This window comes from Nocardia sp. NPDC059764 (assembly GCF_042732555.1).
Classification (GTDB): Bacteria; Actinomycetota; Actinomycetes; order Mycobacteriales; family Mycobacteriaceae; genus Nocardia.
The window spans coordinates 36,686-61,438 of the sequence record NZ_JBHWHH010000018.1; the positions used below are offsets into that span (position 1 = coordinate 36,686).

Consider the following 24,753-nt stretch of genomic DNA (forward strand, 5'->3'; position numbering starts at 1 on the left):
GACGCGGCGGGAGGCCGGGGCATCCGCGCGCCGACTTTCCGGATAGGGGTCTTGATCTTTCAGCGCCGGCTTGCCCGCCGGTAGCCGATGGCGGCGGGGACGGCGAACACGACGATCAGCCCGATCGACCACATGAGCGTCTTGAGCAGCGGCCCCGCGATCGGGCCGCCCTCGGCCAGCGCCCGCATCGTGTCGACCGTCACCGACATGGGCTGATGCTGCACGACCGGTTGAATCCATGTGGGGTAGGCCCCCAAGGGCACGAATCCGGTGCTGAAGAACATGAGCAGCGACGACAGCAGCGCCACCGACTCGACCAGGGTGGCCTTGGCGGTGAACACCGCGATGGCGGTGACCATGGTGGCGAAGGCCAGCCCGAACAGCACCGGGATGCCAAGGAACGCGAGCGTTTGCCAGGGCCCTTGCCGGAAGCGGAAGCCGAGCGCGATGCCGAAGCAGACTATGACCGCGGTCCCGGCGAAGATCCGGCAGCCTTCGGCGATGATCCGCGAAGCCAGTCCGGAGGCGCGGTGCACGGGCAGCACCCAGAAGCGGGCCAGGATCCCGGCCTCGCGTTCGCGCCCGAGCATGACGCCGCTGGCCACGGTGCCCGACAGCGCGCCGACCAGCGTCACCATGGGCGTGGACCCGTAGAGGGCGCTGCGGCCGGAGAACTTCTCGATCTGCGACCCCACCACGATGTCGAGCATGAGCAGCAGCAGGCACGGCACGATGAGGGTTTCGAGCAGGGTGATCGGGTCGCGCATCCACCGCATCAGCAGCCGCTGGGTCTGAATCCAGGTGTGGCGCAACAGGGCCGGTGCGGAACCCTCGCGGAAGCGGAGGATGTCGGCGGTGTCGGGGCGTTCGAGAGTGGTCATCACGACCTCTTCAGGTTCTGCCGGTAAATGAAGTAGCAGGCCAGCGCGATGGTGCCCACGAGCCACAGCAGCACGGGGGTCATCAGCGACCAGGTGACCGCGTGCGCCCTGCCGCTGGGGTCGCCGCCGAGCGCGCGCAGCCCTTCTGCGTACTGCGAGACGGGCTGGTTGCGCACGAAACCCTGGACCCAGTGCGGGAATTGGCGGGCGGGGGCCAGGCCGGTGGAGAGCATGCCGAGAATGAGCGGTGGTAGCACCAGCATCTGGCTGGTGGCCTCGGGGCTGCGGGTGTAGGTGCCGATGGCGTCCGCGCCGAGGCAGAACGTGATGCCGATGACCATGCCGAGCGCCAGGAAGCCGAGGGTGTGCCCGGTGCCGGCGGCGAAGCGGAAGCCGATCACGTGGGTGCTGATCACGGCCGCGACGAGTCCGATGGCGAGTCGGAACACGTTGGCGGACATGCGCGCCGCGGCGGGCACCAGCGGGTGCATGGGCATGGCGTCGAAGCGCCGGTCGAGTCCGGAGACGGCGTCGGTGGCGGCGCGAAAGGCGGCGGAGACGGCGGTGAACGCGCAGGCCTGCAGGATGACGATGGGGGCCATGAACTGCGCGTAGCTGCTGAATCCCAGTCCGGCGAAGGACATCACGCGGTTGAGCGGGATGTAGAAGCTGGCGGTGAAGGTGACCGGTGCGGCGATGGCGGTGATGATCTCGCCGGTCTTGACCGAGGGCACGATGAGCCGCACGGTGAGCACCCACCATTGGGCGAAGGTGGTGGGTGCGGCGCGGACTTCGGTGAGCCAGCCGGTGGCGGTGTGCGGGGCGGTGGCGGTGGCGGTCATGCCCGGGTCCGATCCTCGGCGGCGTGGCGGCCGCCTTCGGTGCGGAACCGGACCGAAGGCGAGTCCTCCTCGGGTTCCTCGGTTTTGGCCATATGCCCGGTGAGTTCGAGGAACACGTCGTCGAGGGAGGGCCGCCGCAGCGCGATGTCGACGAGTTCGAGTCCGGCCGTGTCGAGCCGGCGCAGGGCTTCGGCGAGGGTTTTCGCGCCTTCGGGCGCGGGGATGGCGAGCCGGTCCGAGTCTCCGGTCAGGGCTTCGCGATTGGCGGCGGGGAGCAGGTCGCCGAGGGTGCTGATCAGGGCGGGCATGTCCTCCAGGCGCAGGGGGACGATCTCGCAGTAGCTGCCGCCGGTGCGGGCCTTGAGTTCGTCGGCGGTGCCGTCGGCGATGACCAGGCCCTGGTCGATGACGATGATGCGGTCGCAGAGCGCGTCGGCTTCCTCGAGGTACTGGGTGGTGAGCAGGGTGGTGATGCCGTTTTTGCGGAAGCCGCCGACGAGGTCCCAGACGCCTTGGCGGCTGCGCGGATCGAGGCCGGTGGTGGGTTCGTCGAGGAACACCACTTCTGGCCGGACGACCAGTCCGCAAGCGATATCGATGCGCCTGCGCATACCGCCGGAGTAGGTGCCGACCCGCCGTCCGGCGGCCTGGGTGAGGTCGAACTCCTCGACGAGTTCGTCGGCGCGGGCGCGGGCCGCGCGTTTGCGCAGGCCCATGAGGCGGCCGAACATGACCAGGTTCTCGTATCCGGACAAGGCGTCGTCGAGGGCGGCGAACTGACCGGTCAGCATGATGGATCGGCGCACGGCCGCGGCATCGGAGACCACGTCGTGCCCGGCGACCAGCGCCCGCCCGGCGTCGGGGGAGATGAGGGTGGACAGGATGTTGACCATGGTGGTCTTGCCCGCGCCGTTGGGCCCGAGGATGCCCAGCACCTCGCCGGGCGCGGCCTTGAAGGTGACGCCGCGCAGGGCCTGGACCGCGCCGAAGGATTTCACGACGCCCTCGACGACCACCCCGTCGGAGGAGGTGTCGGTCAGGCCGGTGGTCTCGGCTCTGTCGGTGTCGGTGTTCACGGTGTCTCTCCCTGGGGTGCGTCGAGATTCCGGGTCCAGTGGGTGTCGAGGATCCGGGCGATGGCCGCGAGCGCGTGCGGTGCGGTGAGTTCGTCGTGGCTGACGTCGATGTCGTGGTTGGTGATGGTGCCGGTGATCCAGGGCCGCCAGCCTTCGGGGCCGAAGATGTCGGAGGTGTGCACGGTGGCGCTGAAGTACAGTGCGTCGCCGTGGAAGACGGGCCGCTGGTAGCCGGTCCGGGTGGCGGCGGAGGCGTTGTAGGAGGCGGCCATCCGTTCCAGGGTGGTGGCGTCGACCAGGTCGACCCCGCCCATGCGGTCGCGGATCATGGCGGCGGCCTGTGTGGCGGTGGTGTCGGCGGGGATGTCGGTGATGCCGAAGACGGACCCGAAAGTCGCGACGAAGGAACCGGCGGTGAGCTTGTCGATGCTGTCACCGTCGATATCGGTGCTGTCCGCGTCGAGTAGGGCCAGGGTGCCGACCTCGTCTCCGGTTGCCTCGAGCTGGGCGGCGACGGCGTGCGCGATCAGGCCGCCGAATGACCATCCGAGCAGATGATAAGGCCCGTTCGGCTGGAGTCTGCGAATTTCGGCCACGTAGCGTTCGGCGAAGTCGCCGATGCTGCGGGCGTGCGGTTCGCCGGAAAGGTCCGGTGCCTGCAGGCCGTAGATAGGCCGCCCGGGGGCCAGGGCCTCGGCGAATCCGAGGTAGGTCCAGGCGATGCCGGACGAGGGATGGACGCAGAACAGCGGTGGCTCGTCGCCGCCGGGCCGGATGGGCAGCACCACGTCCAGGCCGAGTCCGGGACCGGCTTCGGCGCGCGAGGCGGCCAGCGCGGCGGCCGCCTGCTGCTCACGCAGTTCGGCCATGTGCTTGCGTTCGGCCTCGGCCGCGAATTCGGCGGCGGGTGAGGTGGCGAAGTACGCCGCGGCGGCGAGCGCGTCGGTCCACAGGTGGGCCAGCATGGTGATCTCGTGCCGGGGCAGCAGGGTCTGCGGGAAGGTGAAGCTGGCCTGCAGCCGGTCGCCGGCCACCACCGCGTTGATCTCGATCTCGGCGGTGACGGGCACGTCGGCGTGTTCGGTGGTGTGCAGGTCGCCGAATTCGTCGGTGGGCAGCCAGCCGAGGTCCTCGAGCCCGGCCGGGATGTCGGCGGTGGCGTAGCGACCGAGGTAGTTGAAGCCGATGCGCCCGGGTACCCGGTGCGGCAGGGCCGCGGCGGTCTCGGGGTTGAGGTAGCGCAGCAGGCCGTAGCCGATGCCCTTGTCCGGCACGGCCATCAGCTGGTGTTTGACGGCCCGGATGGCCGTGCCCATGGCGGGACCGCCCGCGAAGGCGTCCCGGATCGGGATGTGGGACAGGGCGAGTCGCACCGGGTAGATGGTGGTGAACCAGCCGAGGGTGCGCGACAGGTCCGCGCCCGGCACGATCTCCTGCTGTCGTCCGTGTCCTTCGAGCCGGACCAGCACCGCCTCGGACGGGTCCATGCGCCAGCGCATGACGGCCAGGGCGAGCGCGGCCAGCAGGGTGTCCTCGACGGTGCCGTCGAAGAGTCCGGGCAGGGTGGTGAGCAGGGTGTCGGTGACCTCGGCGTCGAGTTCGATCTCGACTGCGCGCACCGTGGGGACCCGGTCGACGGCCGGGTCCAGTTCGCGCGGCCCGATCGGCGGGTCGGGGGTGGCGGTCACCTCGCGCCAGTAATCCAGTTCGGCCGTGCGGGTGTCGCGCCGCGCGGCCTCCTCGAGAGCGTGCGCCCAGCGGCGCAGCGAGGTGCCGGTCTCGGGCAGGATCGGGGTGGCGTCGCCGCTGATCTGCGCCCAGGCCGCGATGAGGTCGGGGATGAGGATGCGCCAGGAGACGCCGTCGATGACGAGGTGGTGGGCGACCAGGATGAGGCGGCCGCGCCGGTGGGCGGGGCTGCCGGGCGCGGGGTCGAGCCACACCAGTTGCAGCACGGTGCCTTTGGCGGGGTCGAGGCGGCCGAGCGCGGAATCGGTTTCGGTGATGGCGTATTCGCGCAGGTCGACCGCGTCGGCGGTATCGAATTCGATGCGGTACAGCAGGGCGTCGACGTCGACCGAGCCCGGTTCCCCGATGCTCATCCGCCATTCGCCGTCCTCCGGTGCGAGCCGGGCGCGCAGTGCGTCGTGATGGTCGACGACGGCGGTGACGGTGGCGACGAGTTGTTCGCGGCTGATCCCCTGTGGCAGTTCGAGGACCGCGGTCTGCGCGAATCGCCGATGGTCGCCGCCGCGTTCGAGCATCCACCGCACGATCGGGGTGAGCGGCAGATCGCCGACGCCGCCGCCGGGCAGTTCCTCGAGGACGACGGTGTCGCCGCCGGCCGCGGCGAGTGCGGCCAGTGCGGCGACGGTGCGGTGTTCGAAAATCTGCAGCGGTGTCAGTTCGATGCCGCGCAGTTTGGCGCGCGACACCAGTTGGATGGCGAGGATGCTGTCGCCGCCGAGGGCGAAGAACGAGTCGTGCACGCCGACCTTGTCGCGGCCCAGCAGTTCGGCGATGATCTCGGCGAGCGCGGTCTCCAGATCGCCGCTGGGCGCGCGGTATTCGGTCTCGGCCTCGAACACCGGTGCGGGCAGCGCCCGCCGGTCGAGTTTGCCGACGGCGTTGAGCGGGATGGCGTCGAGCACCACGAAGGCCGAGGGCACCATGTAGCCGGGCAGCCGGTCGGCGGCGTGGGCGCGCAGGTCGGCGAGGTCGATCTCGCGGCCGGGTTCGGGCAGCAGGTAGGCGGCCAGGGCGGTGGCCCCACCGGGGCCGGGAACGCCCAGGGTGACGGCGAATTCGACGTTGTCGGCGGCGGACAGCGCGGCGTCGATCTCGCCGAGTTCGATGCGCTGTCCGCGCACCTTCACCTGGAAGTCGGTGCGTCCCAGGTATTCCAGGCGCGGTTCGTCGAGGTAGCCGGTCCAGCGCACGAGATCGCCGGTGCGGTAGAGGCGTTCGCCGGGCCGCCCGTAGGGGTCGGCGACGAAGCGGGCGGCGGTGAGGCCGGGGCGATCGTGGTAGCCGCGGGCCAGCGCGTGCCCGGCCAGGTACAGCTCGCCGGCGACGCCCATGGGGACCGGTCGCAGCCGGTCGTCGAGGACGAGGGCGGCCGCCCCCCGGATCGGCGCGCCGATGGTGACGGGCTGCCCCACCACCAGCGGCTCGGAAGCCGTTGCCCAGATGGTGAATTCGGTGGGCCCGTACAGGTTGATCAGGGTGCGGCCGGTGGCCCAGCGCGCCACCAGGTCGGGTCCGATGGCCTCGCCCGCCACGGCCAGCACCCGCACGCTGGACACCGCGTCCGGGTCGAGGGTCGCCAGCGCCGACGGTGTGATGACCAGGTGTGTGACCCCTTGGGTGGCGATGAGTTCGGTGAGCGGTTCGCCGCCGAAAACGTCGGGCGGGGCCACGATGGCGGTGCCGCCGGAGCCGAAGGCCATGAGCGCCTCGAAGACGGAGGCATCGAAACTCGGTGAGGCGACCTGGAGGACACGGCAGTGCTCGCCCAGCGCCAGCAGTTCCCGCTGGGCGCGCACCAGATCGGCGATGCCGCGATGCGATACGGACACGCCCTTGGGTGTGCCGGTCGACCCGGAGGTGTAGATCAGCCACGCGGGCTGGTCCGGGTAGCTGCGCATGGCGCGAACCCGCCCGCCGCCGAGCGGGATTCGCACGCTGGAGGCGGCCGGGTCGTCGAGTACCAGCCAGCCGATCCGGTCGGGCAGCGACTCCCGGTGCGCGCTGGTGGTGAGGCCGAGCACCGCGCCCGAGTCGGCGAGCATGTGGTCGATGCGGTCGAGGGGGTGGCGCGGGTCGATGGGCAGGAACGCGGCCCCGGCCTTGGCGCACGCCCAGATCGCGGTGATGAGTTCCGCGCCGCGCGAGAGGGCCAGCGCCACCACGGCTTCCGATCCGGCCCCGGCGGCGGCGAGCTGCATGGCCAGCCGCTGCGAGGCGGTGTCGAGTTCGCGGTAGGACACCGCGCGCCCGTCGGCGATGACGGCCGGGCACAGTCGGTGCGCGGTGGCGGCGGCCCGGAAAACCTCGGCCAGGGTGGTGATTCCGCTGGTCCGGGGCCCGCGCACCGGGACCAGGGCGGCGCGTTCGGCGAGGTCGAGCAGTTCGATGTCGGAGAGCCGGATGTCCGGGTCGGCGGTGACGGCGGTGAGGACGCGCCGCCACCGGGTGACCAGCCGCGAGGCGGTGGTCTCGTCGAACAGGTCGGTGGCGAAGGTGAGGGTGCCGTCGAGCCCGGATTCGTCGTAGCCGGGCAGTGGGGCGCGCAGGTCGAAGGTCAGGTCGAACTGGGAGGCGTCGCGTTCGATGGGTTCGACCTCGACCCGCAGGCCCGGGAATTCCACGGTCGGCGGTTGGAAATTCTGCAGCGACAGCGAGACCTGGAACAGCGGGTGCTGGGCCGTGGATCGCGGCGGGTCCAGGACCTGCACGAGTCGTTCGAAGGGCACGTCGCCGTGCGCGAAGGCGTCGAGGTCGGCGGTCCGGACCTGCGCCAGGAAGTCCCGGAATCCCAGTGCCGGGTCGACCGGGGTGCGCAGCGCGAGGGTGTTGACGAACATGCCGACCAGGTCGTCGAGGGCGGCCTCGCCGCGTCCCGCCACCGCGGTGCCGATGAGCACGTCCGGGGTTCCGGCCAGTCGTGACAGCAGCACCGCCAGCGAGGCGTGCAACACCATGAACAGGCTGGTGTCGGTGGCCGCCGCCAAGGCGGTGAGCGCCTCGTGGGTTCCGGCGTCGATGCGGAATTCGAGGTCGCGGCTGTGCAGGCTCTGCACCGCGGGCCGCGGCCGGTCGGTGGGCAGCTCCAGCACGTCCGGTGTCGCGGCGAGCCGCTCCCTCCAGAACCGGACCTGGTGTGCGGCACGGGATTCGGGATCGTTCTCGTCGCCGAGTAGTTCGCGTTGCCAGATCGAGTAGTCGGCGTACTGCACCGGCAGCGGCGGCCGTTCGGGTTCCGCGCCGTGGGTGCGGGCCAGGTAGGCGGTGACGAGGTCGGTGGCGAGCGGCGCCATGGAGGCCCCGTCCGCGCTGATGTGGTGGACCACCAGCACCACCACGTGTTCGGAGGGTTCGTCGGGCCGTGGGGTGAGGCGCAGGACGTGCACGCGCAGTGGGGCTTCGCGGGTGAGATCGAAACCGGTCCCGGTGTTCTCGGCGATGGCGGCGTGCAGGTCGGGGCCGTCGTCGGTGTCGGCGAAGCTGATCTCGGGGGCCGCGGCGTCGGCGCTGAGCACCACTTGGCGGGGGCCGTCGGCGTCGGCGGGATAGATGGTGCGCAGCGATTCGTGCCGGGTCACCACGTCGGCGACCGCGCGGCGCAGCGCGTCGACGTCGAGGTCGCCGAAGCGCGGGGAGGCGGAGCGCAGGCGCAGCGCGGCGGTGATGTTGTAGGCGGCGGAGTTCGGGTCGAGCCGGTTGAGCACCCACATGCGTTGCTGGGCCGGGGACAACGGGATCCGGTCCGGTCGGATGCGCGGGGCCAGGGTCGGCAGGCCCGGCAGTTCCGCGCCGGGCACGATGCGCGCGGACAGCTGCGCGACGGTCGGCGCGTCGAACAGGTCGCGCAGCGCGACGGTCGCACCGAGGGCGGCGTTGACCCGGGCCACCACGCGGGTGGCGGTGAGGGAGTTGCCGCCCAGTTCGAAGAAGGACCGGTCGATGCTGACCTCGTCGGCCTCGAGGACATCGGCGAACACCTGGGCCACGGCGGTCTCGATGGCGCTGCGCGGTGCGAGGTACCGCTGGTCGAGGGTCGTGAAATCCGGTGCGGGCAGCGCGTTCCGGTCCAGTTTGCCGACGGGCGTGAGCGGCACGTCGTCGAGTTCGATGAGGTAACTGGGCACCATGTAGCCGGGCAGCGCCGCGGCGATGCGGGTGCGCAGCAGTTCGGTGTCGAGCCGCTGTCCGGGGGCGGCGACCACATAGGAGACCAGGACGGTCTGCCCGCCGGGTCCCGGGCAGCCGAGGGTGGCGGCGTAGTCGACCTGTTCGTCGGCGGCCAGCACGGCGTCGATCTCGCCGAGTTCGATGCGCAGGCCGCGGATCTTGACCTGGAAGTCGCTGCGCCCCAGGTATTCCAGTTCCAGCTGGGTGCCGTCGCCGGTCTTGACCTCCACCCAGCGCACCATGTCGCCGGTGCGGTACATGCGCGCGCCGGGCGCGGTGAAGGGGTTGGCGACGAAGCGGGCCGCGGTGAGCCCGAACCGGTTGAAGTAGCCGCGGGCCAGCGCCGGTCCGGCCAGATACAGTTCGCCGGTCACGCCGAGCGGCACCGGCCGCAGCCAGCTGTCGAGCACCAGGGTGGCCGCGCCGCGCACGGGGGCGCCGATGGTGATCTGTTCGCCGGGCCGCAGTTCGCCGGGCCCAGTCGCCCACACGCTGAATTCGGTGGGCCCGTACAGGTTCACCATGCGCCGCCCGGCCGACCAGGCCGCGACCAGTTCGGGTCCGGCGGCCTCACCGGCGACCGACAGGCAGGTCAGGTCGTCGAGTCCGGCGGGGTTCATGGTGGCCAGCACCGACGGCGTGATGACCGCGTGCGTGACCCCTTCGGTGCGCAGCAGTTCCTCGAGGGCGTCGCCGCCGTAGACGTCGGGCGGCGAGATGACCAGCCGCCCGCCCGCGCCGTGCGCCATGAGCAGTTCGTGCACCGAGGCGTCGAAGCTGGGCGAGGCCACCTGCAGGGTGCTGGAGTTCCCGTCGAGGTCGAGCAGACTCTGCTGGGAGGCCACGAGATTGGCGAGTCCGCGGTGGCTGAGCAGTACGGCTTTCGGTTTGCCGGTGGAGCCGGAGGTGTAGATGAGGTACGCGGTCTGGGCGAGGTTGATGGGCCCGCCGCGTTCGTCGTCGGTGATGTGCGCGTCGGAGACGGTCATGACGCGCCGGATGGTGTTGAGGTCGTCGAGCAGCAGCCAGTCGATGCTGCCGGGCAGGGTCTCGCCGACCGAGCACACGGTGACGCCGATGGGTGCGCGCGAGTCGGTGAGGATGTGCTCGATGCGTTCGACCGGATAGTTGGGGTCCAGCGGCAGGAACGCCGCGCCGGTCTTGGCCAGCGCCCACACCGCGACCACCGATTCCACCGATCGGGTCAGAGCGAGTACCACGAAGGTCTCGCGACCGACCCCGCGCCGCAACAGGACTCGCGCGAACCGGTTGGACCAGGCGTCGAGGTCGCGGTAGGTCATGGTCACGGTGCCGGAGCTGATCGCGACGCCCTCGGGGTTGGCGCGCGCACCCGCGGCGAGGATGTCGGGCAGGGTGCGCAGCGGCGTGGGCGTGCCGCCGCGGACCGGCACCAGCTGCGCCCGCTCCAGCGGGTCGCAGTGCTGCAGCCGCGCGGTGCGGCGTTCGGGGTGTTCGGCGATCTGGTCGAGCAGCAGCAGGAACCGGTCGAGCAGTCGCCGCGCGGCCGTCTCGGGCAGTTCGTCGGCCATGAATTTGACGGTGATGCGCAGGCTTTCGCTACCGTCGGCGGCGCGCTGCGGGATCACCATGAGGTTCAGGGGGTAGGGGGTGGCGTCGGTGCCGGACACGTCGAGGATTCGCATGCCCGCGATATCCAGTGCCCGCGAAAGGGTTTCGCGGTCGATGGGGTAGGACTCGAACACGGTGAGGGTGTCGAACAACTCCGGCAGCCCGACCGCCCGGTGGATGGCGGCCAGCCCGACGTGCTGATGGTCCAGCAGCCGCGCCTGCTCGGTCTGCACCCGCGCCAGCAGATCGCCCACGCGCTCACCGGGATCCAGCCGCACCCGCACCGGCAGGGTGTTGATGAACAGCCCCACCATCTCTTCGACGCCGTTGAGCTGCGGCGGGCGTCCCGAGACGGTGCCGCCGAAGACCACGTCGGTGCGCCCGGTGAGCATGGCCAGCAGCAGCGCCCACCCGGCCTGCACCGCGGTGTTCACCGTGGCCCCGGCGGCGCGCACGGTCTCGGTGAGCTGTTCGAGTTTCGCGGTGCCGAAATCGGCGGAGACCATGCCGGATTCGGCGGAGGTGATGCCCGCCAGCGTGGGGATGGCCCGGGTGGGGGAGTCGACCCCGGCCAGCGCCTCGGTCCAGGCGGCCAGCGAGGCGGCGTCGTCCTGTTCGCCGATCCAGGTCAGGAATTCGCGATAGGAGTGGGCGGGGGTCTGCGGGATCTCGTGCCCGGTGACCGCGGCCAGATAGCCCGCGAGGAGTTCGCGCACCACCAGCGGCGTGGACCAGCCGTCCAGCGCCAGATGGTGATTGGTCATCAGCAGCGTGTACGCCTCGGCGTCGGTGCGGATCAGGCGGAAGCGCAGCAGCGGCGGCCGGGCGAGGTCGAAGCGGGTGCCCGCGTCCACGGCGATCAGGCGGGCCAGTTCCCGCTGCCGCTCGGCGGGCTCGGCGATGCCGGTGAGATCGATTTCCTGCCAAGGGATCTCGGCCTGGCCGAGCACCAGCTGCCGGGGCCCGTCCGGCGTCTCGACGTAGGCGACGCGCAGCACCTCGTGCCGGTCCAGCAGAGCCGCCGCCGCGGTGCGCAGCCGCCCGGAGTCGACGCGCCCGGCCAGATTCAGCTGGGTCTGCACGGTGTAGCCGTCGGCGGTGTCGGTGTCGTAGCGGGCGTGGAAGAGCAGGCCGTACTGCAACGGCGACAGCGGCCAGACCTCGGTGAGGTCCGGATATTCGCGTTCCCAGGCGTCGATCTGCGCCTGCTCGACGGCCACCAGCGGGAAGTCCGAGGGCGTGTGCCCGCCCGCCCCGGCGTGCCGGGCGTGGGTGACCAGCGCGGTCACCGCCAGTCCCCACAGCCGCGCCAACTCCTCCACCTGTTCGGCGGACAGCACCCGCGACGCGTAGGCCCAGGTCACCTCGAGGCCGGCGGCGGTGTGGAAGGCATTGATGTCGATGACGGCGGCCAGCGGCGCGGCGTCGTCCTGGGTGGCGGCGAATCGGACCGGCACCCACGGCGTTTCCGCGCCGCCGGGATGCTCCACGCCCGCGCCGGTGCGACCGAGATAGTTGAAGCTGATCTGCGGCGTGGGCGTGCCCTCGAGGTCGGCCGCGGTCGCGGCGTCGAGCCAGCGCAGCATGCCGAAGCCGACGCCCTTGTCGGGGATGGCCCGCAGTTGTTCCTTGACCGCCTTGAGCGCCGTGCCCGCCGCGGGCCCGCCGTGGAAGGCGTCGTCGAGATCGAGTTCGCCGAGATCCAGCGCGACGGGGAACACACTGGTGAACCAGCCGATGGTGCGGGAGATGTCCGCGCCCGGCAGCACCGCTTCCTCGCGGCCGTGACCCTCGACGGTGAGCAGGGTCCGCCGTGTCTGCCGCAGCTGACTCGACGCCAGCGCGAGTGCGGTCAGCAACGCGTCCTCGAGTCCGCAGTGGAACCGCGCCGGGATGAGTTCCTGTGCGGCCGTGGCGGTATCGGGGTCGATGACGGTGCGCAGCTGACCCATGGTGGCCACGGTGTCGAGCTCGGGATCCAGGGCGCGGGTGCCCAGCCGCGGGTCCGGCGCGGTGAGGACCTCACGCCAGAAGGGGAGTTCGGTGGCGCGGGCCGGGGCCTGTTCCGACTGCCCGTGCGCCCAGCGCCGGAAGGAGGTGCCGACGGGTGCGAGGGCGCCGCCCGCCCAGGCGGTGGCCAGGTCCGGCAGCAGGATGCGCCACGAGACGCCGTCGGTGACGAGGTGGTGCAGCACCACCCACAGCAGGGGCAGGGCCTCGCCGCGGTCGATGAACACGAACCGGGCCACCACCCCGGCCGAGGGGTCGAGCAGGTCGGCGGCGCGCTGCAATTCGTCCTCGCCGTCGCTGTCGGGTTCGGCGGTGACGGCGTCGATGAGGGCTCCGGCCTCCACCACGCCGGGCTCGCCGACCCGCCACACCCAGGGGTGCTCGCCGGTGCCGGGCTCGTGGGTGAGGGTGCTGCGCAGCAGGTCGTGGCGGTCGATCAGGGCCTGGACGGCTGTGGTGAGGGCGGATCGATCGATGTCGTGCGGCAGCGGAATCAGCACCGCCTGTGCGAATCTCGGCCAGGTGTCGCCGTGCTCGAGCATGTCGTGCACGATCGGGGTGAGCGTCACCGGGCCCACCGCCCCACCGGGCAGCTCCTCGATGACCGGCGCGGTCACGGCGGTGGCGACGGCGGCCAGCGCGGCGACGGTCTTGTGCTCGAACACATCCCGGGCCCGCAGCCCCAGCCCGGCGGCCTTGGCGCGCGCCACCAACTGGATGGCCACGATGCTGTCGCCGCCGAGGGCGAAGAAATTGTCGTCGGCCGACACCGATTCCACACCCAGTACGGATTCGAACACCGTGGCCAGCGCCCGTTCGGCGTCGGTCGAGGGTGCGCGTCCGGCCCGCGGCCCGGATCCGAAGTCGGGCGCGGGCAGTGCCCGCCGGTCCACCTTGCCCGCGGGGGTCAGCGGCAGGGTGTGCAGCACCATCACCACCGACGGCACCATGTGCGCCGGAAGCTGCTGGGCGACGGTGGTTTTCACGTCCTCGGGCGCGACCACCGAGTCGGCCGCGAGCACGTAGGACACCAGCGCGGTCGCCCCGCCGGGCGTGGTCGCGCCGATCGTGACCGCCATCTCGACGCCCGGGTGCCGGGCCACGGCCGCGTCCACCTCGCCGAGTTCGATGCGGAAACCGCGCACTTTCACCTGGGTGTCGCCGCGGCCCAGGTACTCCAGCTCCCAGCGGCCGGACCGCCGCCGCCAGCGCACCAGGTCGCCGGTGCGATAGATCCGCGCGCCCGGATCGACGGGGCTGGCCACGAACCGCCCGGCGCTGAGCCCGATGCGCTGGTGGTAGCCGCGCGCCAGACCCGCACCGCTCAAATACAGTTCGCCGACCACCCCGGGCGGCACCGGCCGCAGCCACGGGTCGAGGACCAGCGCCCCCACTCCGCGCGACGGCCCGCCGATGGTGATCGCCTCGCCCGGCGTCAGCGGCGCGCTGAGGGTGGCGGTGACGGTCGCCTCGGTCGGCCCGTATCCGTTGATGACGCACCTCCCGGCCCACCGCACCGGCAGCTCCGGCGGACAGGAGTCGCCGCCCACCACCACGGTCCGCAGCCGTGGCAGGGTCTGCGGTTCCAGCGAATTCGCCACCGCCGGAGTCACATTCAGGTGCGTGACCTCGAGCCTGCGCAGCACCCGCGCCAGGTCGTCGCCGGCGTAGGCGGCCGGGGGCACCACGCCCACCGTCGCGCCGACCGCGAACGCGACCAGCAGCTCCTCCACCGAGATGTCGAAGCTGGGGGAGACCGCGTGCGCCACCACGGCGTCGGCGCCGACCCCGAACGCCGCCCCGGACCCGGTCGCCAGATTCGTCAGACCGCGATGGGTGACCGCGACACCCTTGGGCAGACCGGTCGAGCCGGAGGTGTAGATGAGGTACGCGACCTGGTCCAGGCGCACCGGCGCGGACCGGTCGGCATCGGTGATCGGCGCGGAATCGGTTGCGGTGATGGTCTTCTCGGTCTCCGGATCGTCGAGGACCAGCCACCGCACCCGGTCCGGCAGCGCGGCCCGCGAGCCCGCCACGGTGACACCGGCGACCACGCCGCTGTCGGTGAGCATGTGCTCGATCCGGTCGATCGGATAGCCGGGATCGATGGGCACGAACGCCGCGCCGGTCGCGGCGACCGCCCACATGGCCAGCACCGACTCGGCGGAGCGGGGAATCGAGATCGCCACGGCGCGTTCGGGTCCCGCGCCCGCGGCGATCAGCACCCGGGCCAGCCGGTGGGCGTACTCGGTGAGCTCGCGATAGGTGAAGGCGGTGCCGTCCACACGCAGCGCGATGGCCGAGGGGGCCTTCGCCGCGCCCGCCGCCAGGATCTCCGGCAGGGTGTGGGGCCGGCTGCCGTCGCGGCCGCGCGCGGGGGCCAGCGCGGCGCGTTCGGCCTCCGACAGCGCGGTCACCGCGGTCAGCGACTGTTCGACGCCGCCCGCCAGGAAACGGTGCAGGAAGTCCAGGAACCGGGCGTGCAGCGCCGCGAGTTCGGGTTCGTCGTAGCGGTTGGGATTGGCCTGGAAGTCGATGTGGGTGGGTTCGCCGCCGGTGCCCGGGTACACGTTGACGAACAGGTCGTCGATCATGCCCGAGGTCAGCACGTGCAGCTGTCCGGTCACCCCGCCGGATTCGCCGGAATCAGCGGTGCTGAAGCGGATGCGGGTGTCGGCCAGCATGAGGTTGACGGTCGGCCCGAATCCGGCGACCTCGTCCATGGCCCAGCCCAGGTCGCGGAAGATGTCCTCCTGCCGGTACCGCTGGCGGCGCAGCGCCGCGGTCAGCTCACCCTGGGTGGCGCGCAGCAGGTCGCCGACGGTGGCGGTGGGGGACAGCGGCAGCCGCAACGGCACCACATTGGCGACCATGCCGCCGGATCTGCGCAGCGTGGCGGTGGTGCGGCCGGACACCGGCAGGCTCAGCACGATCTCACCCGCCCCGGTCATGGCTCCCACGTAGGCGGCGAAGGCGGCCACCACCACCGGCGCCGGACTGGTGGACTGCGCGGCGGTCAGCGAATCCAGCAGGGCCGCCGTGTCTTCGGGCAGCGCGCCGCTCAGCAATCGGGGGTGGGCGTCGACCGCGCCGGTGCGCCGCCCGAGCAGCGCGGGCTCCGGCATCCCCGCCAGGTGCTCGCGCCAGTAGTCGCGGTCGGCCTGCAGCTTGTCCGAATTCCGGTAGGCCGCATCGGCTTCCACGATGCGTTGCAACGGTTCGGCCTTGCCGGCCGGGACCTCCTGCCCGGTGACGGTGGCGTTGTAGATCTCCGAGGTGCGCTGCAGCATGGTGAGCGCGCCGACGCCGTCGAGCAGGATGTGGTGGAACCGCGAGTACCAGTACCAGCTGTCCTCGCCCAGCCGCAGCATCACCATGGTGCACAGGCGGTCGCGGGTCAGGTCCAGGGGCGCGGTGTACTCGGCGCGCATCCACTCCTGGGCGGCGGCGCGCGGGTCGGGCGCGCCGCTGCAGTCCACGGTCCGGACGGCGTCGTCGAGGGTGGTGTCGACCAGCTGCCACGGCAGTTCGTCGATCTCGATCAGCCGCAGGTAGCCGGTGCCGAACTCGCGTCCGGCCCGGCGTGCGGCGTCGGCCAGCAGTTCGGCGTCGATCGGCCCGGTCAGCTCCACGTACTGGGCGATCGAGACGGGGGTATCGCCGGCCAGCTGCTGGGCGAACCAGATGCCGCGTTGTGCGGCGGAGAGGGCGAAGGCCGCCGAGGTGTCAGGGGTGGAGGGCAGGGGACTGCTGAAAGCCATACTGCGGAAACCTTCTGCGGGCTGCGGCGGCTTGCGCGGTCAGGAGGCCTTCCGCGCTAGGTTCAGTTCGGCCTCGCTGAGCGGGGCGTCCGAGCCGGTGAGGTACTGCACCAGCGTGCTGCGGTCATCGAGCACCAACCAGCGGCTCCGGTCGGTGACCAGATCCAGCCCGGCCTTGGTGGTGATGCCGAAGTCGGCGCGGGCCACGGTGGACTCGGTGGACACCGGGACGGGGATGGCGCCGGTCTTCTCGATGGCCAGGCGGGAGACCACGGCCTCGACTCGCGGCGTCTCCGCGATCACGATCTTGGCCCCGGGGTGGACCCCGAGACCCAGCAGCATGCGCGCCACCCGGTTGCTCCAGCGATCCAGTTCGGCGTAGCTCAGGTCGCAGTCGGCGGTGGTCACCGCGATGGCCGTGGGAGCCGCGGGCGATTCGACCGTCTTGCACATGAACATCATCCTCTCGGAGGGGCCGCTTGCGGTGGCGTTCGGTATGTATCCACTTTCGCCGCCGTGAGCCGCCGCCGGTAGCGACCACAGTGCTGCCGGAATCCGCTCCGAGGGTGCGTGTTGTCCCACCCTGGGGTGGGTGGAAGATCAGCCGTTCAGGGCGTCCATCGTCTCCGAGATCATGGCGATCGAGTCGCGCGGGCTCAGCGCCATCGCCCGGAGCTGGTCGAACATCACCCCGTAGCGGCGCACCTCCGGGTGGCCCTCGATCAGCTCGTCGCTGGCGATCCCCTCCACGTACACCAGCTCCGGGTCGGCGGGGTCGGGGAAGTCGAGCAGGGTGAAGGAGCCCAGCATGCCCGGGTGCGCGCCGGCGTCGAAGGGCAGGATCTGCAGGATCACGTTCCGCTTGTTGGTGTGGTCGAGCAGCTGACTGAACTGTTGGTTCATCACCTCGGGCCCGCCGACCATGCGGCGGATGACGGCCTCGTCGAGCACCACCCACAACTCCAGCGGGTTGTCCTTGGTGAGCACCTTGGAGCGCTCCTGCCGAGCCCGAATCCGTTGCTCGATAACCTGATCCGACACCTTGGGCATGGTGGTCTGGTAGACCGCGCTGGCGTACGCCTCGGTCTGCAGCAGGCCGGGGACGTAGGTGGACTGGAAGAACCGCGCCGAGAGCGCCTCGGCCTCGAAGTTGATGTACGCGCCGTAGACCTCCGACACCGCGTCCTCGAAAGACCTTGCCATGCCGGGGCGTAACGCGTCGACCAGCAACTGCAAGGCATCTGAACGCCCGGGTTCGCCGATGCCGTAGAGGTCCAGCATGGCCGTCAGGGTGCGGCGCTGCGGCCTGGCCTGGGCGGTCTCGATCCGGTACAGCGTGGTGACGTTGATGCCGGTCTTGGCGCTGACCACTTCTTTGCTGAGCCCGGCGCTCTCCCGCATCTCGTGGAGCATCGCGGCGAGCCTCCGCAAACGGACAGTGAGCACGGTGCGCTTGCCTGCCATGACGACCCTTTCCCTTGGCGCACTTGCTAGAACGCAGTATTGCGTTCTTGCATTTGTAAGAGCATGATCCAGCTAGCCTATTCGTGAACAACCGATCCGATGACCGGTATAGCTGAATCCGGAGACCAATCATGTTGGTGCGATTAGTGATGCTGTCGGGTGCGTATAGGGAGTCTCGATGACCATGTCGATAGCCGGCGTTCTGCCGACCGCTCCGCAATTGCTGTGTGCGTTCCAAGGGAGGCGATTTCAAGATCGAGTACTGCTGCGGTCCGCGCACGCACTCGCCGAACTGCACGAACGTCGTGCCCAGGTACGGGATCCCATGATGGTCAGCGAGATCGATTGCCGCCGCGGCGAACTCGTTGACGATATCAACGATTGGGTGGAGCAGGAACTGCCGCAGCACCGCAACGGCGCCACCATGCACACCGAGAGCCTGGGTGCCGTGGTGGACCGCATGGCCCGGAGCTGGGTCGAAGCCAACCAGGTGATCGATCACGAGGGCGCCTCCAGTGATAACACCCATAAACACTGGTACCACCTGGCCGAACTGGTTGACGGCTACACTGATCTCGTATTCGACGTGGCCGGTGGCCGCCGCCGCTTACCGGAACAGTGATTCCGAATGCCTTGACATAATTGATGTATTGCCGCTGAATCGTTGATTCGTCCCGCCCGTAGACGGCGGGCGCAACGGGGCGCCCCGCCCGGCGTGCCGCGTGGTCGACTGGCGCGGCACGCCCGCCCTGAATTTCGCGCGAAGCTTTTAGAACCAACCGTCCGGTGTTTTATTCGTGCAGTCTTTCATTCACAGAGACTCGAATTCACGACCGTGCGAGTGAAATACGGCGTTCCGCACTCTGAGGGGGAGTTCGACATGAATCCGGGCGAGGGTACCGCCACCGACCTGTATCGACGGGCCCGCACCGGCGACTTCCGGCTGGACGTCGCCACCGCGCGCCACTGCGCCGCAACCTTCCTGCGGTTCGCGGCCATGCTGGATCCGCAAATCGACCGCAGCCACCGTGTCCACACCCTCGGTGGCTTCGGCGACTTCACCTCCGCCCGGCAATTGCGGCGCGGCTTCGAACGCAAGGGCCGCGACCTCACCGGCACGCTCACCGCGCTGCGGAGCTCCGCCGAGGACATGGCCGCGGCCTATCTGCTCGCCGCGGGCCTCATCCGCGCCACCGACGACACCCATTCCCGCGCCCTCCTGACCGCCGCCGCGGGTCTCTGACCCGCACCCCGATCGATCGAAAGCGGTTGGTTCAGCGCGGTTTCCAGTAGTTGTCGGGTCCTACCAGTTGCAGGATGGTGCGCGAGGGCGCGTCCAGACTGGGCTGCAGCGAGGTGTCGACCTTCAGGTCGATCGACAGCGAGTACGCCTCGTACAGGTACCGGTACTGCCAGCGGCCCCAGCTGGAATAGGTTGCCGCCCACAGGGTATCGAGGTCGGACTGGCAGACGCTGGCGCCGATGCCCTGCGTGGGGCACCACACGTCCCAGGTCTGCTTCTGGCCCTTAAGGCTGGTGTAGATGGCCTCGGCCTCGGTGCTGGAGGGGAAGGCGAACACCTCCAGCGAGGTCATGAGCTTGTCGGACTTGTCGATGTAGGTGCCGGTCACCATCTGGACGCACTTGTTGGCCTGCAGCGCGGTCTTCACGTTCTGCGACATATTGCTCGCGATGCAGTCCTTCACGCCGGAGGAGCGGCGGGTGAACACCACACCCTTGCTGTCGGTGAAGCTCGACGGGAGCAGGGCGTCGGCGGTGAACGGGGTCTTGTCGGTGCCCTGCTGGTTGAGGGTGGCCTTGTCGACCTCGGAGGTGCCGGAGGTGGACGGTGCGGTGGTGGTGGTCGTCGTCGGTGCGGTGGTGGTGATGCTCGAGCCCTTGGCGTCGTCGGTGGTCTTGTCGTCGCCGGAGAGCACGACCACGCCCACGCCGATGGCGATGACGAGGACCACCAGCAGGATGCCGAGGATCACCGCGAGCGCGGTATTGGTCGAATTCGGCTGGGGTGCACCTTGATACGTCACCAGCGGCTGCGGCGCGGACCAACCGGTCGGTGAGGTGTGGGTCGGCGGCAATGGCGCCGTCGGCGAGCCGAAACCCGCCTGCGCCAGGTACACCGCCCGCAGCGTGTCGGCCCACTCCTGCGCGGACGGCCGCGCCTCGGGTCCGAACCCGCCATTGCCGAAGGCCCGGTCGAACAGCGCCCGCACCCGCGGATCGAGATCGGCCGGCACGCCACCCGGCTGCCATGGCGCGCCGGGCGGACCCGCGCTGTCGGGCAACAGGATCCGGTACAGCAGCGCCGCCAGGTCGTACCGATCCTTGTACCGATCGTGCGCCCGGTCAGCGGGCATCAGCCCGGCGGTGTCGATGAGGTAGACCAGCGGCGCGGCGGGCTGCCACAGCACGTTCTTGCCCGAGAGATCCCCGTGGATCAGTTGCCGTTCCTCGAGCACCCGCACGACCTCGCACAGCCGAACCGCCAGTCCCGCACGGAGATACGGCGTGGTCTGCCCCGGCGCGGCCCACAGGTGATCCAGGGTGCGCGGCCTGCCGTCGGGTTGCAGATAGTCCATCGGGATCAGCGGCAGGATCGCGCCGATCAGCGCCGCGTCGTGCTGGACGAGGTCGATCGGCCAGTTCACCGCCTCGGCCGCTCCGCCCGTGGCGGCGGCGAGCACGGTCTGCCGCCCGAAAAGCATGGCCTGCCGGGCCCATTCGATCGCGTCCGGTGCGGTGACCGGTGTCCGGTAGAGCTTGTCGAGCCGCTGCTGCCCGCGTGGATCCCGGCAGAGGTACAGCACCGAGCGCGCGCCCGCGACATAGAAGGGTTCGCCGTCGACGTCGTAGGACTCGCCGGACAGACCGGTGACAACCACCATCGAACAGCCCCCGCCCGATACATGAGTTCCAGGCGAGTTTACCGGCCCGGGCGTCGCCACGCCCGGGCCTCGACGCAAGACACCGCTGACCGTCCCCTCACGACCCGGTCAGCGGTGTGGGTGCGGCCGCGCCGTTCAGCGCAGCGCCGCACGTCCTTTCACGCGGCCCAGCAGTACCAGGGCGATGAGGGTGACGAGGACCAGCAGGGTGGTGCTGGCGGCGGCGTCGAAGACCGCGCCGCGGTCGGTGGCCGCGAAGATGCTCACCGGCAGGGTCTTCCAGGTGGCCGGGTACACCATGATGGTGGCGCCGAGTTCGCCCATGGACAGGGCGATGGCCAGGCCGGCCGCGGCCCCGAGGGCGGGCAGCAGCAGCGGCAGCGTGATGCGCAGCAGGACGCGCACCGGTCCCGCGCCGAGGGATTCGGCGGCCTGCCGGTAGCCCGGATCGAGCCGGTCCAGGGCGGCGGAGACGCCGCTGAACGCGTACGCCAGCACCAGCACGGTGTGGGCCAGGATGACGATCCACTTGGTGCCGCCCAGCAGCAGCGGGCGCTCGTTGAAGGTGATGAGCACCCCGAGCCCGATCGCCACCGACGGCACCGCGACCGGTACGTGGAACACCGCGTCGGTGAGCCGCCGCAGCCACGCCGGGGCTTCCATCGCGGCCAGTGCCGCCCAGGTGCCGAGGATCAGCGAGAACAGGCTCGCCAGCAGCGCGGTCTGCAGGCTGACGGACAGGCTGGCGGACTCCTCGCCGGACAGTGCCCGATCGAAGTTGGCGAAGCCGAGATCCGAGGGCAGCGGCCCGGTCCAGTGCCCGGCCAGCGCCGCGGCCACCACGGTCGCGATGGGCGCGACGAACACCACCGTGACGACGATCCCGAAGACCGCGAGCACCGCGGCCCGCCCGCGTCGCGTCCACACCAGCATGGGTCAGCTCTCCTTGCGCGCGCCGGTGAGGCGCGCGAACAGCAGTCGGTATCCGAGGTACAGGCTCAGCGACAGCAGCACCTGCACCGAGGCCAGCACGGCCGCGCCGGGCAGGTCGAACGTGACGATGCCGCGGGTGTAGATCAGCGCGGGCAGCGTGATCACGCCCTTGGCGCCGGTGAACAGCACGATGCCGAATTCGTTGAGCGTCAGCAGCAGCACCAGGCTGCCGCCCGCCGCCAGCGCGGGCCACGCCTCGGGCAGCACCACCTGCCGCAGCACCCGCCACGGCGAGGCCCCGAGGCTGGACGCCACATCCAGTTGCTCCCTGGGCAATTGGGCGAACGCCGCGAGCAGCGGGCGCACCACGAACGGCGTGAAGAAGGTGACCTCGGCCAGGATCACGCCCCACGGCGTGCTCAGGAAGTCCAGCGCCGGCTTCGTGCCGCCGGTGATCTGGTTGATCAACGCGTTCACCGCGCCCGCCGTCCCGTACAGGAAGGTGAACGCCAGCGTCACCAGGAACGACGGCAGTGTCAGCACCGAATCGATGAGCCGCCCCACCACCTGCGATCCGGGAAACGGCACGAACGCCAGCACGATCGCCAGGAACGTCCCCAGCGCTACGCACCCCGCGGTCGAGCTGACCGCGATGGTGACGGTGCGCCACAACGCATTCCGGAAGGACTCCTCGGCCAGCACCTTCGACCAGGTCCCGACCCCGCGCCCGGACGCGGTCTCGGTCGACTCGAGCAGCACCCGCACGATCGGGTACACCGCGATCAGCAGCACGATGAGCACCGGCGGCAGCGTCCACCACACCGGCCGCCAGGATCGGGCGGGCCGATGCTGTTCGGGAGCGTCGGCCGCGGAGGGGGATTCGAGCAAGGCCGTCACGACGCTCTCCTGTCCCGGGCGGCGGCCACGCCGGCGAAGAGTTCCGACCACACATCGGTGGTCGGCGTGCGACGTCGGAAGGATGATGCTCGCCGGTCCCGATTCAACGGTGTGGATACCGGTGCGGCCTCGGCGAATTCGCCGGGTGTGCGGCAGGGCAGCGAGGTCGCGGTCATGCTCGCACCTCGGGGGAGTCGGCGGCCGCGGCGGTGCCGATGCCCGGCGGGATGAGTACGCCCGCCGGGTCGGCGAAGCGGACGCCGACGTGGTCGCCGGGGGCGATGTCGGTGTGGCCGAGGACGTCGGCGGCGAGTTCGGTGGGCAGGCCCGCGACATCGAGGTGCAGCCGGGTCGAGGCGCCCTTCCAGACACTGGTGATCACGGTGGCGCGCAACGCGTCTCGTTCGGTGAGCGGGACGATGCGGACGGTGTGGGGGCGGACGCAGAGCTGGGCTTCGGCGTTCGGGACCCAGTCGGGGCGGCCGATGCCGGGCGGCGGGGCGTCGGCGCGCAGCGTGTGCTCCCCGGCGGTCACCAGGGCCGCGGTGCCGGAGATGTGCTTGACCTCGCAGGCGATCAGGTTCGCGCCGCCGAGGAAGGAGGCGGTGAACTCGGTCGCGGGCCGCTGCCACAGGTTGTGGGCGGTGTCGATGTCGACCAGCCGGGCGTCACGCATGACCGCGATGCGGTCGGCCAGCGCGAGCGCCTCGGACTGGTCGTGGGTGACGTACAGCATCGCCGTGTCGGGCAACGCTTGTCGCAGCTGCTGGAGTTCGCCCAGCATGTTCTGCCGCAGCTGGGCGTCCAGGGCGGCGAGCGGCTCGTCGAGCAGCAGCACCTTGGGCCGGATGGCCAGGGCGCGCGCGATGGCGACGCGCTGCTGCTGGCCGCCGGACAGTTCGCGCGGCAGCCGGTCGGCGTAGCCGCCCATGCCGACCATGTCGAGGGCTTCGGTGACGCGCCCCCCGATCTCGTTGCGCGCCGCCCGATGTGCCTTCAGCCCGAAGGCCACATTGTCGCGCACCCGCATGTGCGGGAACAGTGCGTAGGACTGCACCACCACCCCGATCCCGCGCTTGGCGGGGGACAGGTCGGTGACGTCGCGGCCGGCCAGTCGCACCGCGCCCGAGGTGGGCCGGACGAATCCGGCCAGTGCCTTGAGCGCGGTGGACTTGCCGGAGCCGCTGGGCCCGAGCAGCGCCACCGTTTCCCCCGCGGCGACGCGCAGGTTGAAATCGGCCAGTGCGACAGTCGATTTGCGACCGCGGCCGTAGGTGACCCCGACCCGGTCGAACACGATGGCCGGTTCGGCGGTGGTGTCGGTGACCACCGTGGATGTCGTCAACGCGGAGGACATGGCTGCTGCTCCTGTGGCTGGGTTAGCTACCGGTGGCCTTGGTGTAGGCCGCCAGGTCGGCGTCGAGCTCGTCGAGGACCTTGGTCCAGTCCGGGTGCACGATCTCGACGTTCTTGATCACCTGCGCGGGCGACTGCGCGCCGGCGGCGGACGGCGCGGCGTCCTTCAGCTCCTGACGGGCGGGCACCGCGTAGGAGTCCGGCAGCGACTTCTGCGCGTCGGCCGACAGCAGGAAGGTCATCAGCTTCTTGCCCGCGTCCGAGTGCGGCGCGCCCTTGGCCAGACCCATCAGGTACGGCACCGCCACGGTGGACTGCTTGCCGCCCGCCGCGGCCGGGAAGAAGACGTTGAACTTCGAGCCCTTCTCCTTCACATTGGCCAGGTTCATCTGCACATCGCCGTTGGCGACCAGGATCTCGCCCTTGTCGACCTTGGCCTGCAGCTTGCCGGTGGAGGAGGACGGGCCGACATTGTTGGCCTGCAGCTTGCCCAGGTAGTCCAGGGCGCCCTGCTTGCCCATCAGCTGCTGCAGCAGGATCAGCACCGCGGTGCCGTCACCGGCCTGGCCGGGGGTGGAGTACTGCAGCTTGCCCTTGTACTCCGGCTTCAGCAGGTCGTCCCAGGTCAGCTTGGACGAATCGACCGAGGGGTTGGCGATGAAGCAGAGGTAGTTGCCCGCCAGCGTCACCCACTTGCCGTTCGCGTCCTTGTCGGTGGCCGCGACGGCGGCGGTGTCGACGCCGCTGGCCTGCAGCAGACCCGACTTGTCGGCCTTCTGCATGAACGGCGGCAGCGTGACGACCACGTCGGCCTGCGGGTTGGACTGCTCCTTGTCGACGCGGCTCACGACCTCGGCGGAGCCGGCCTCGACCAGGTTGACCGCGATGCCGGTCTGGTCCTTGAACTTCGCGAACTGGGTCTTGTACCAGTCGCCGACACCGTCGGCGGAGTAGACGGTGACCGTCTTGTCCCCGGAGTCGCCGGCGCCGGTGCCGCCGCAGGCGGTCAGGCTGAAGGCGACCGCGGTGGCGGAGGTCATGATCAGGGCGGTCCGGGCGATGGTGCGTGCGAGGCGGTTGTTCGGATTACGCACGGTGACTGCAACTTTCAGTTCAGGGGACGTGAC

Annotated in this window: 13 protein-coding genes; 2 read left to right on the forward strand and 11 right to left on the reverse strand. The window is 70.6% G+C overall.

Annotation, left to right across the window (positions count from 1 at the left end):
* Positions 1-59: 59 nt before the first annotated feature.
* From ACFV4K_RS06280 to ACFV4K_RS06305, 6 genes are all read right to left on the reverse strand, one after another.
* A complete protein-coding gene (locus tag ACFV4K_RS06280; protein WP_379272519.1) occupies positions 60-881 on the reverse strand; it encodes an ABC transporter permease in 822 nt (273 codons plus the stop codon).
* Positions 881-1,723, reverse strand: coding sequence for an antibiotic transporter (locus ACFV4K_RS06285; RefSeq protein WP_379272521.1), 843 nt, complete (start codon positions 1,721-1,723; stop codon positions 881-883). The genes ACFV4K_RS06280 and ACFV4K_RS06285 overlap by 1 nt, the downstream gene beginning before the upstream one ends.
* The gene (locus tag ACFV4K_RS06290) at positions 1,720-2,799 is read right to left on the reverse strand and encodes an ATP-binding cassette domain-containing protein (RefSeq protein ID WP_379272523.1); all 1,080 of its coding nucleotides are present in this window, start codon (positions 2,797-2,799) and stop codon (positions 1,720-1,722) included. Before ACFV4K_RS06290 ends, ACFV4K_RS06285 begins: the two co-directional genes overlap by 4 nt.
* The gene (locus ACFV4K_RS06295; RefSeq protein WP_379272525.1) at positions 2,796-16,073 is read right to left on the reverse strand and encodes an amino acid adenylation domain-containing protein; all 13,278 of its coding nucleotides are present in this window, start codon (positions 16,071-16,073) and stop codon (positions 2,796-2,798) included. The genes ACFV4K_RS06290 and ACFV4K_RS06295 overlap by 4 nt, the downstream gene beginning before the upstream one ends.
* Positions 16,074-16,112: 39 nt before the next feature.
* Positions 16,113-16,526, reverse strand: coding sequence for an AMP-binding protein (locus ACFV4K_RS06300; protein WP_379272527.1), 414 nt, complete (start codon positions 16,524-16,526; stop codon positions 16,113-16,115).
* A gap of 147 nt (positions 16,527-16,673) precedes the next feature.
* On the reverse strand, positions 16,674-17,537 hold the full coding sequence (locus tag ACFV4K_RS06305; protein ID WP_379272529.1) for a helix-turn-helix domain-containing protein: 864 nt from the start codon (positions 17,535-17,537) through the stop codon (positions 16,674-16,676).
* Between the two features lie 262 nt (positions 17,538-17,799).
* On the opposite strand from ACFV4K_RS06305, the gene ACFV4K_RS06310 reads away from it, so the two are divergent.
* A complete protein-coding gene (locus tag ACFV4K_RS06310) occupies positions 17,800-18,159 on the forward strand; it encodes a DUF4254 domain-containing protein (protein ID WP_379102218.1) in 360 nt (119 codons plus the stop codon).
* A gap of 258 nt (positions 18,160-18,417) precedes the next feature.
* The gene (locus ACFV4K_RS06315; protein ID WP_379272530.1) at positions 18,418-18,780 is read left to right on the forward strand and encodes a hypothetical protein; all 363 of its coding nucleotides are present in this window, start codon (positions 18,418-18,420) and stop codon (positions 18,778-18,780) included.
* A gap of 31 nt (positions 18,781-18,811) precedes the next feature.
* Here the strand turns inward: ACFV4K_RS06315 and ACFV4K_RS06320 are convergent, their stop codons facing one another.
* The 5 genes from ACFV4K_RS06320 to ACFV4K_RS06340 form a co-directional block, all read right to left on the reverse strand.
* Positions 18,812-20,440, reverse strand: coding sequence for a hypothetical protein (locus tag ACFV4K_RS06320; protein ID WP_379272532.1), 1,629 nt, complete (start codon positions 20,438-20,440; stop codon positions 18,812-18,814).
* A 135-nt stretch (positions 20,441-20,575) separates the two neighbouring features.
* The gene (locus ACFV4K_RS06325) at positions 20,576-21,373 is read right to left on the reverse strand and encodes an ABC transporter permease (protein WP_379272533.1); all 798 of its coding nucleotides are present in this window, start codon (positions 21,371-21,373) and stop codon (positions 20,576-20,578) included.
* 3 nt (positions 21,374-21,376) lie between these two features.
* Entirely contained in the window at positions 21,377-22,270 is an 894-nt protein-coding gene (locus tag ACFV4K_RS06330; RefSeq protein WP_379272535.1) for a 2-aminoethylphosphonate ABC transporter permease subunit, read from the reverse strand.
* A 172-nt stretch (positions 22,271-22,442) separates the two neighbouring features.
* Positions 22,443-23,627: an ABC transporter ATP-binding protein gene (locus ACFV4K_RS06335; RefSeq protein WP_379272537.1), complete on the reverse strand. Its 1,185-nt coding sequence runs from the start codon at positions 23,625-23,627 to the stop codon at positions 22,443-22,445.
* A gap of 22 nt (positions 23,628-23,649) precedes the next feature.
* Positions 23,650-24,666 carry a 2-aminoethylphosphonate ABC transporter substrate-binding protein gene (locus ACFV4K_RS06340; RefSeq protein ID WP_379272545.1) on the reverse strand — a complete coding sequence of 339 codons (1,017 nt, stop codon included), beginning with the start codon at positions 24,664-24,666 and terminating at the stop codon, positions 23,650-23,652.
* Positions 24,667-24,753: the final 87 nt, after the last annotated feature.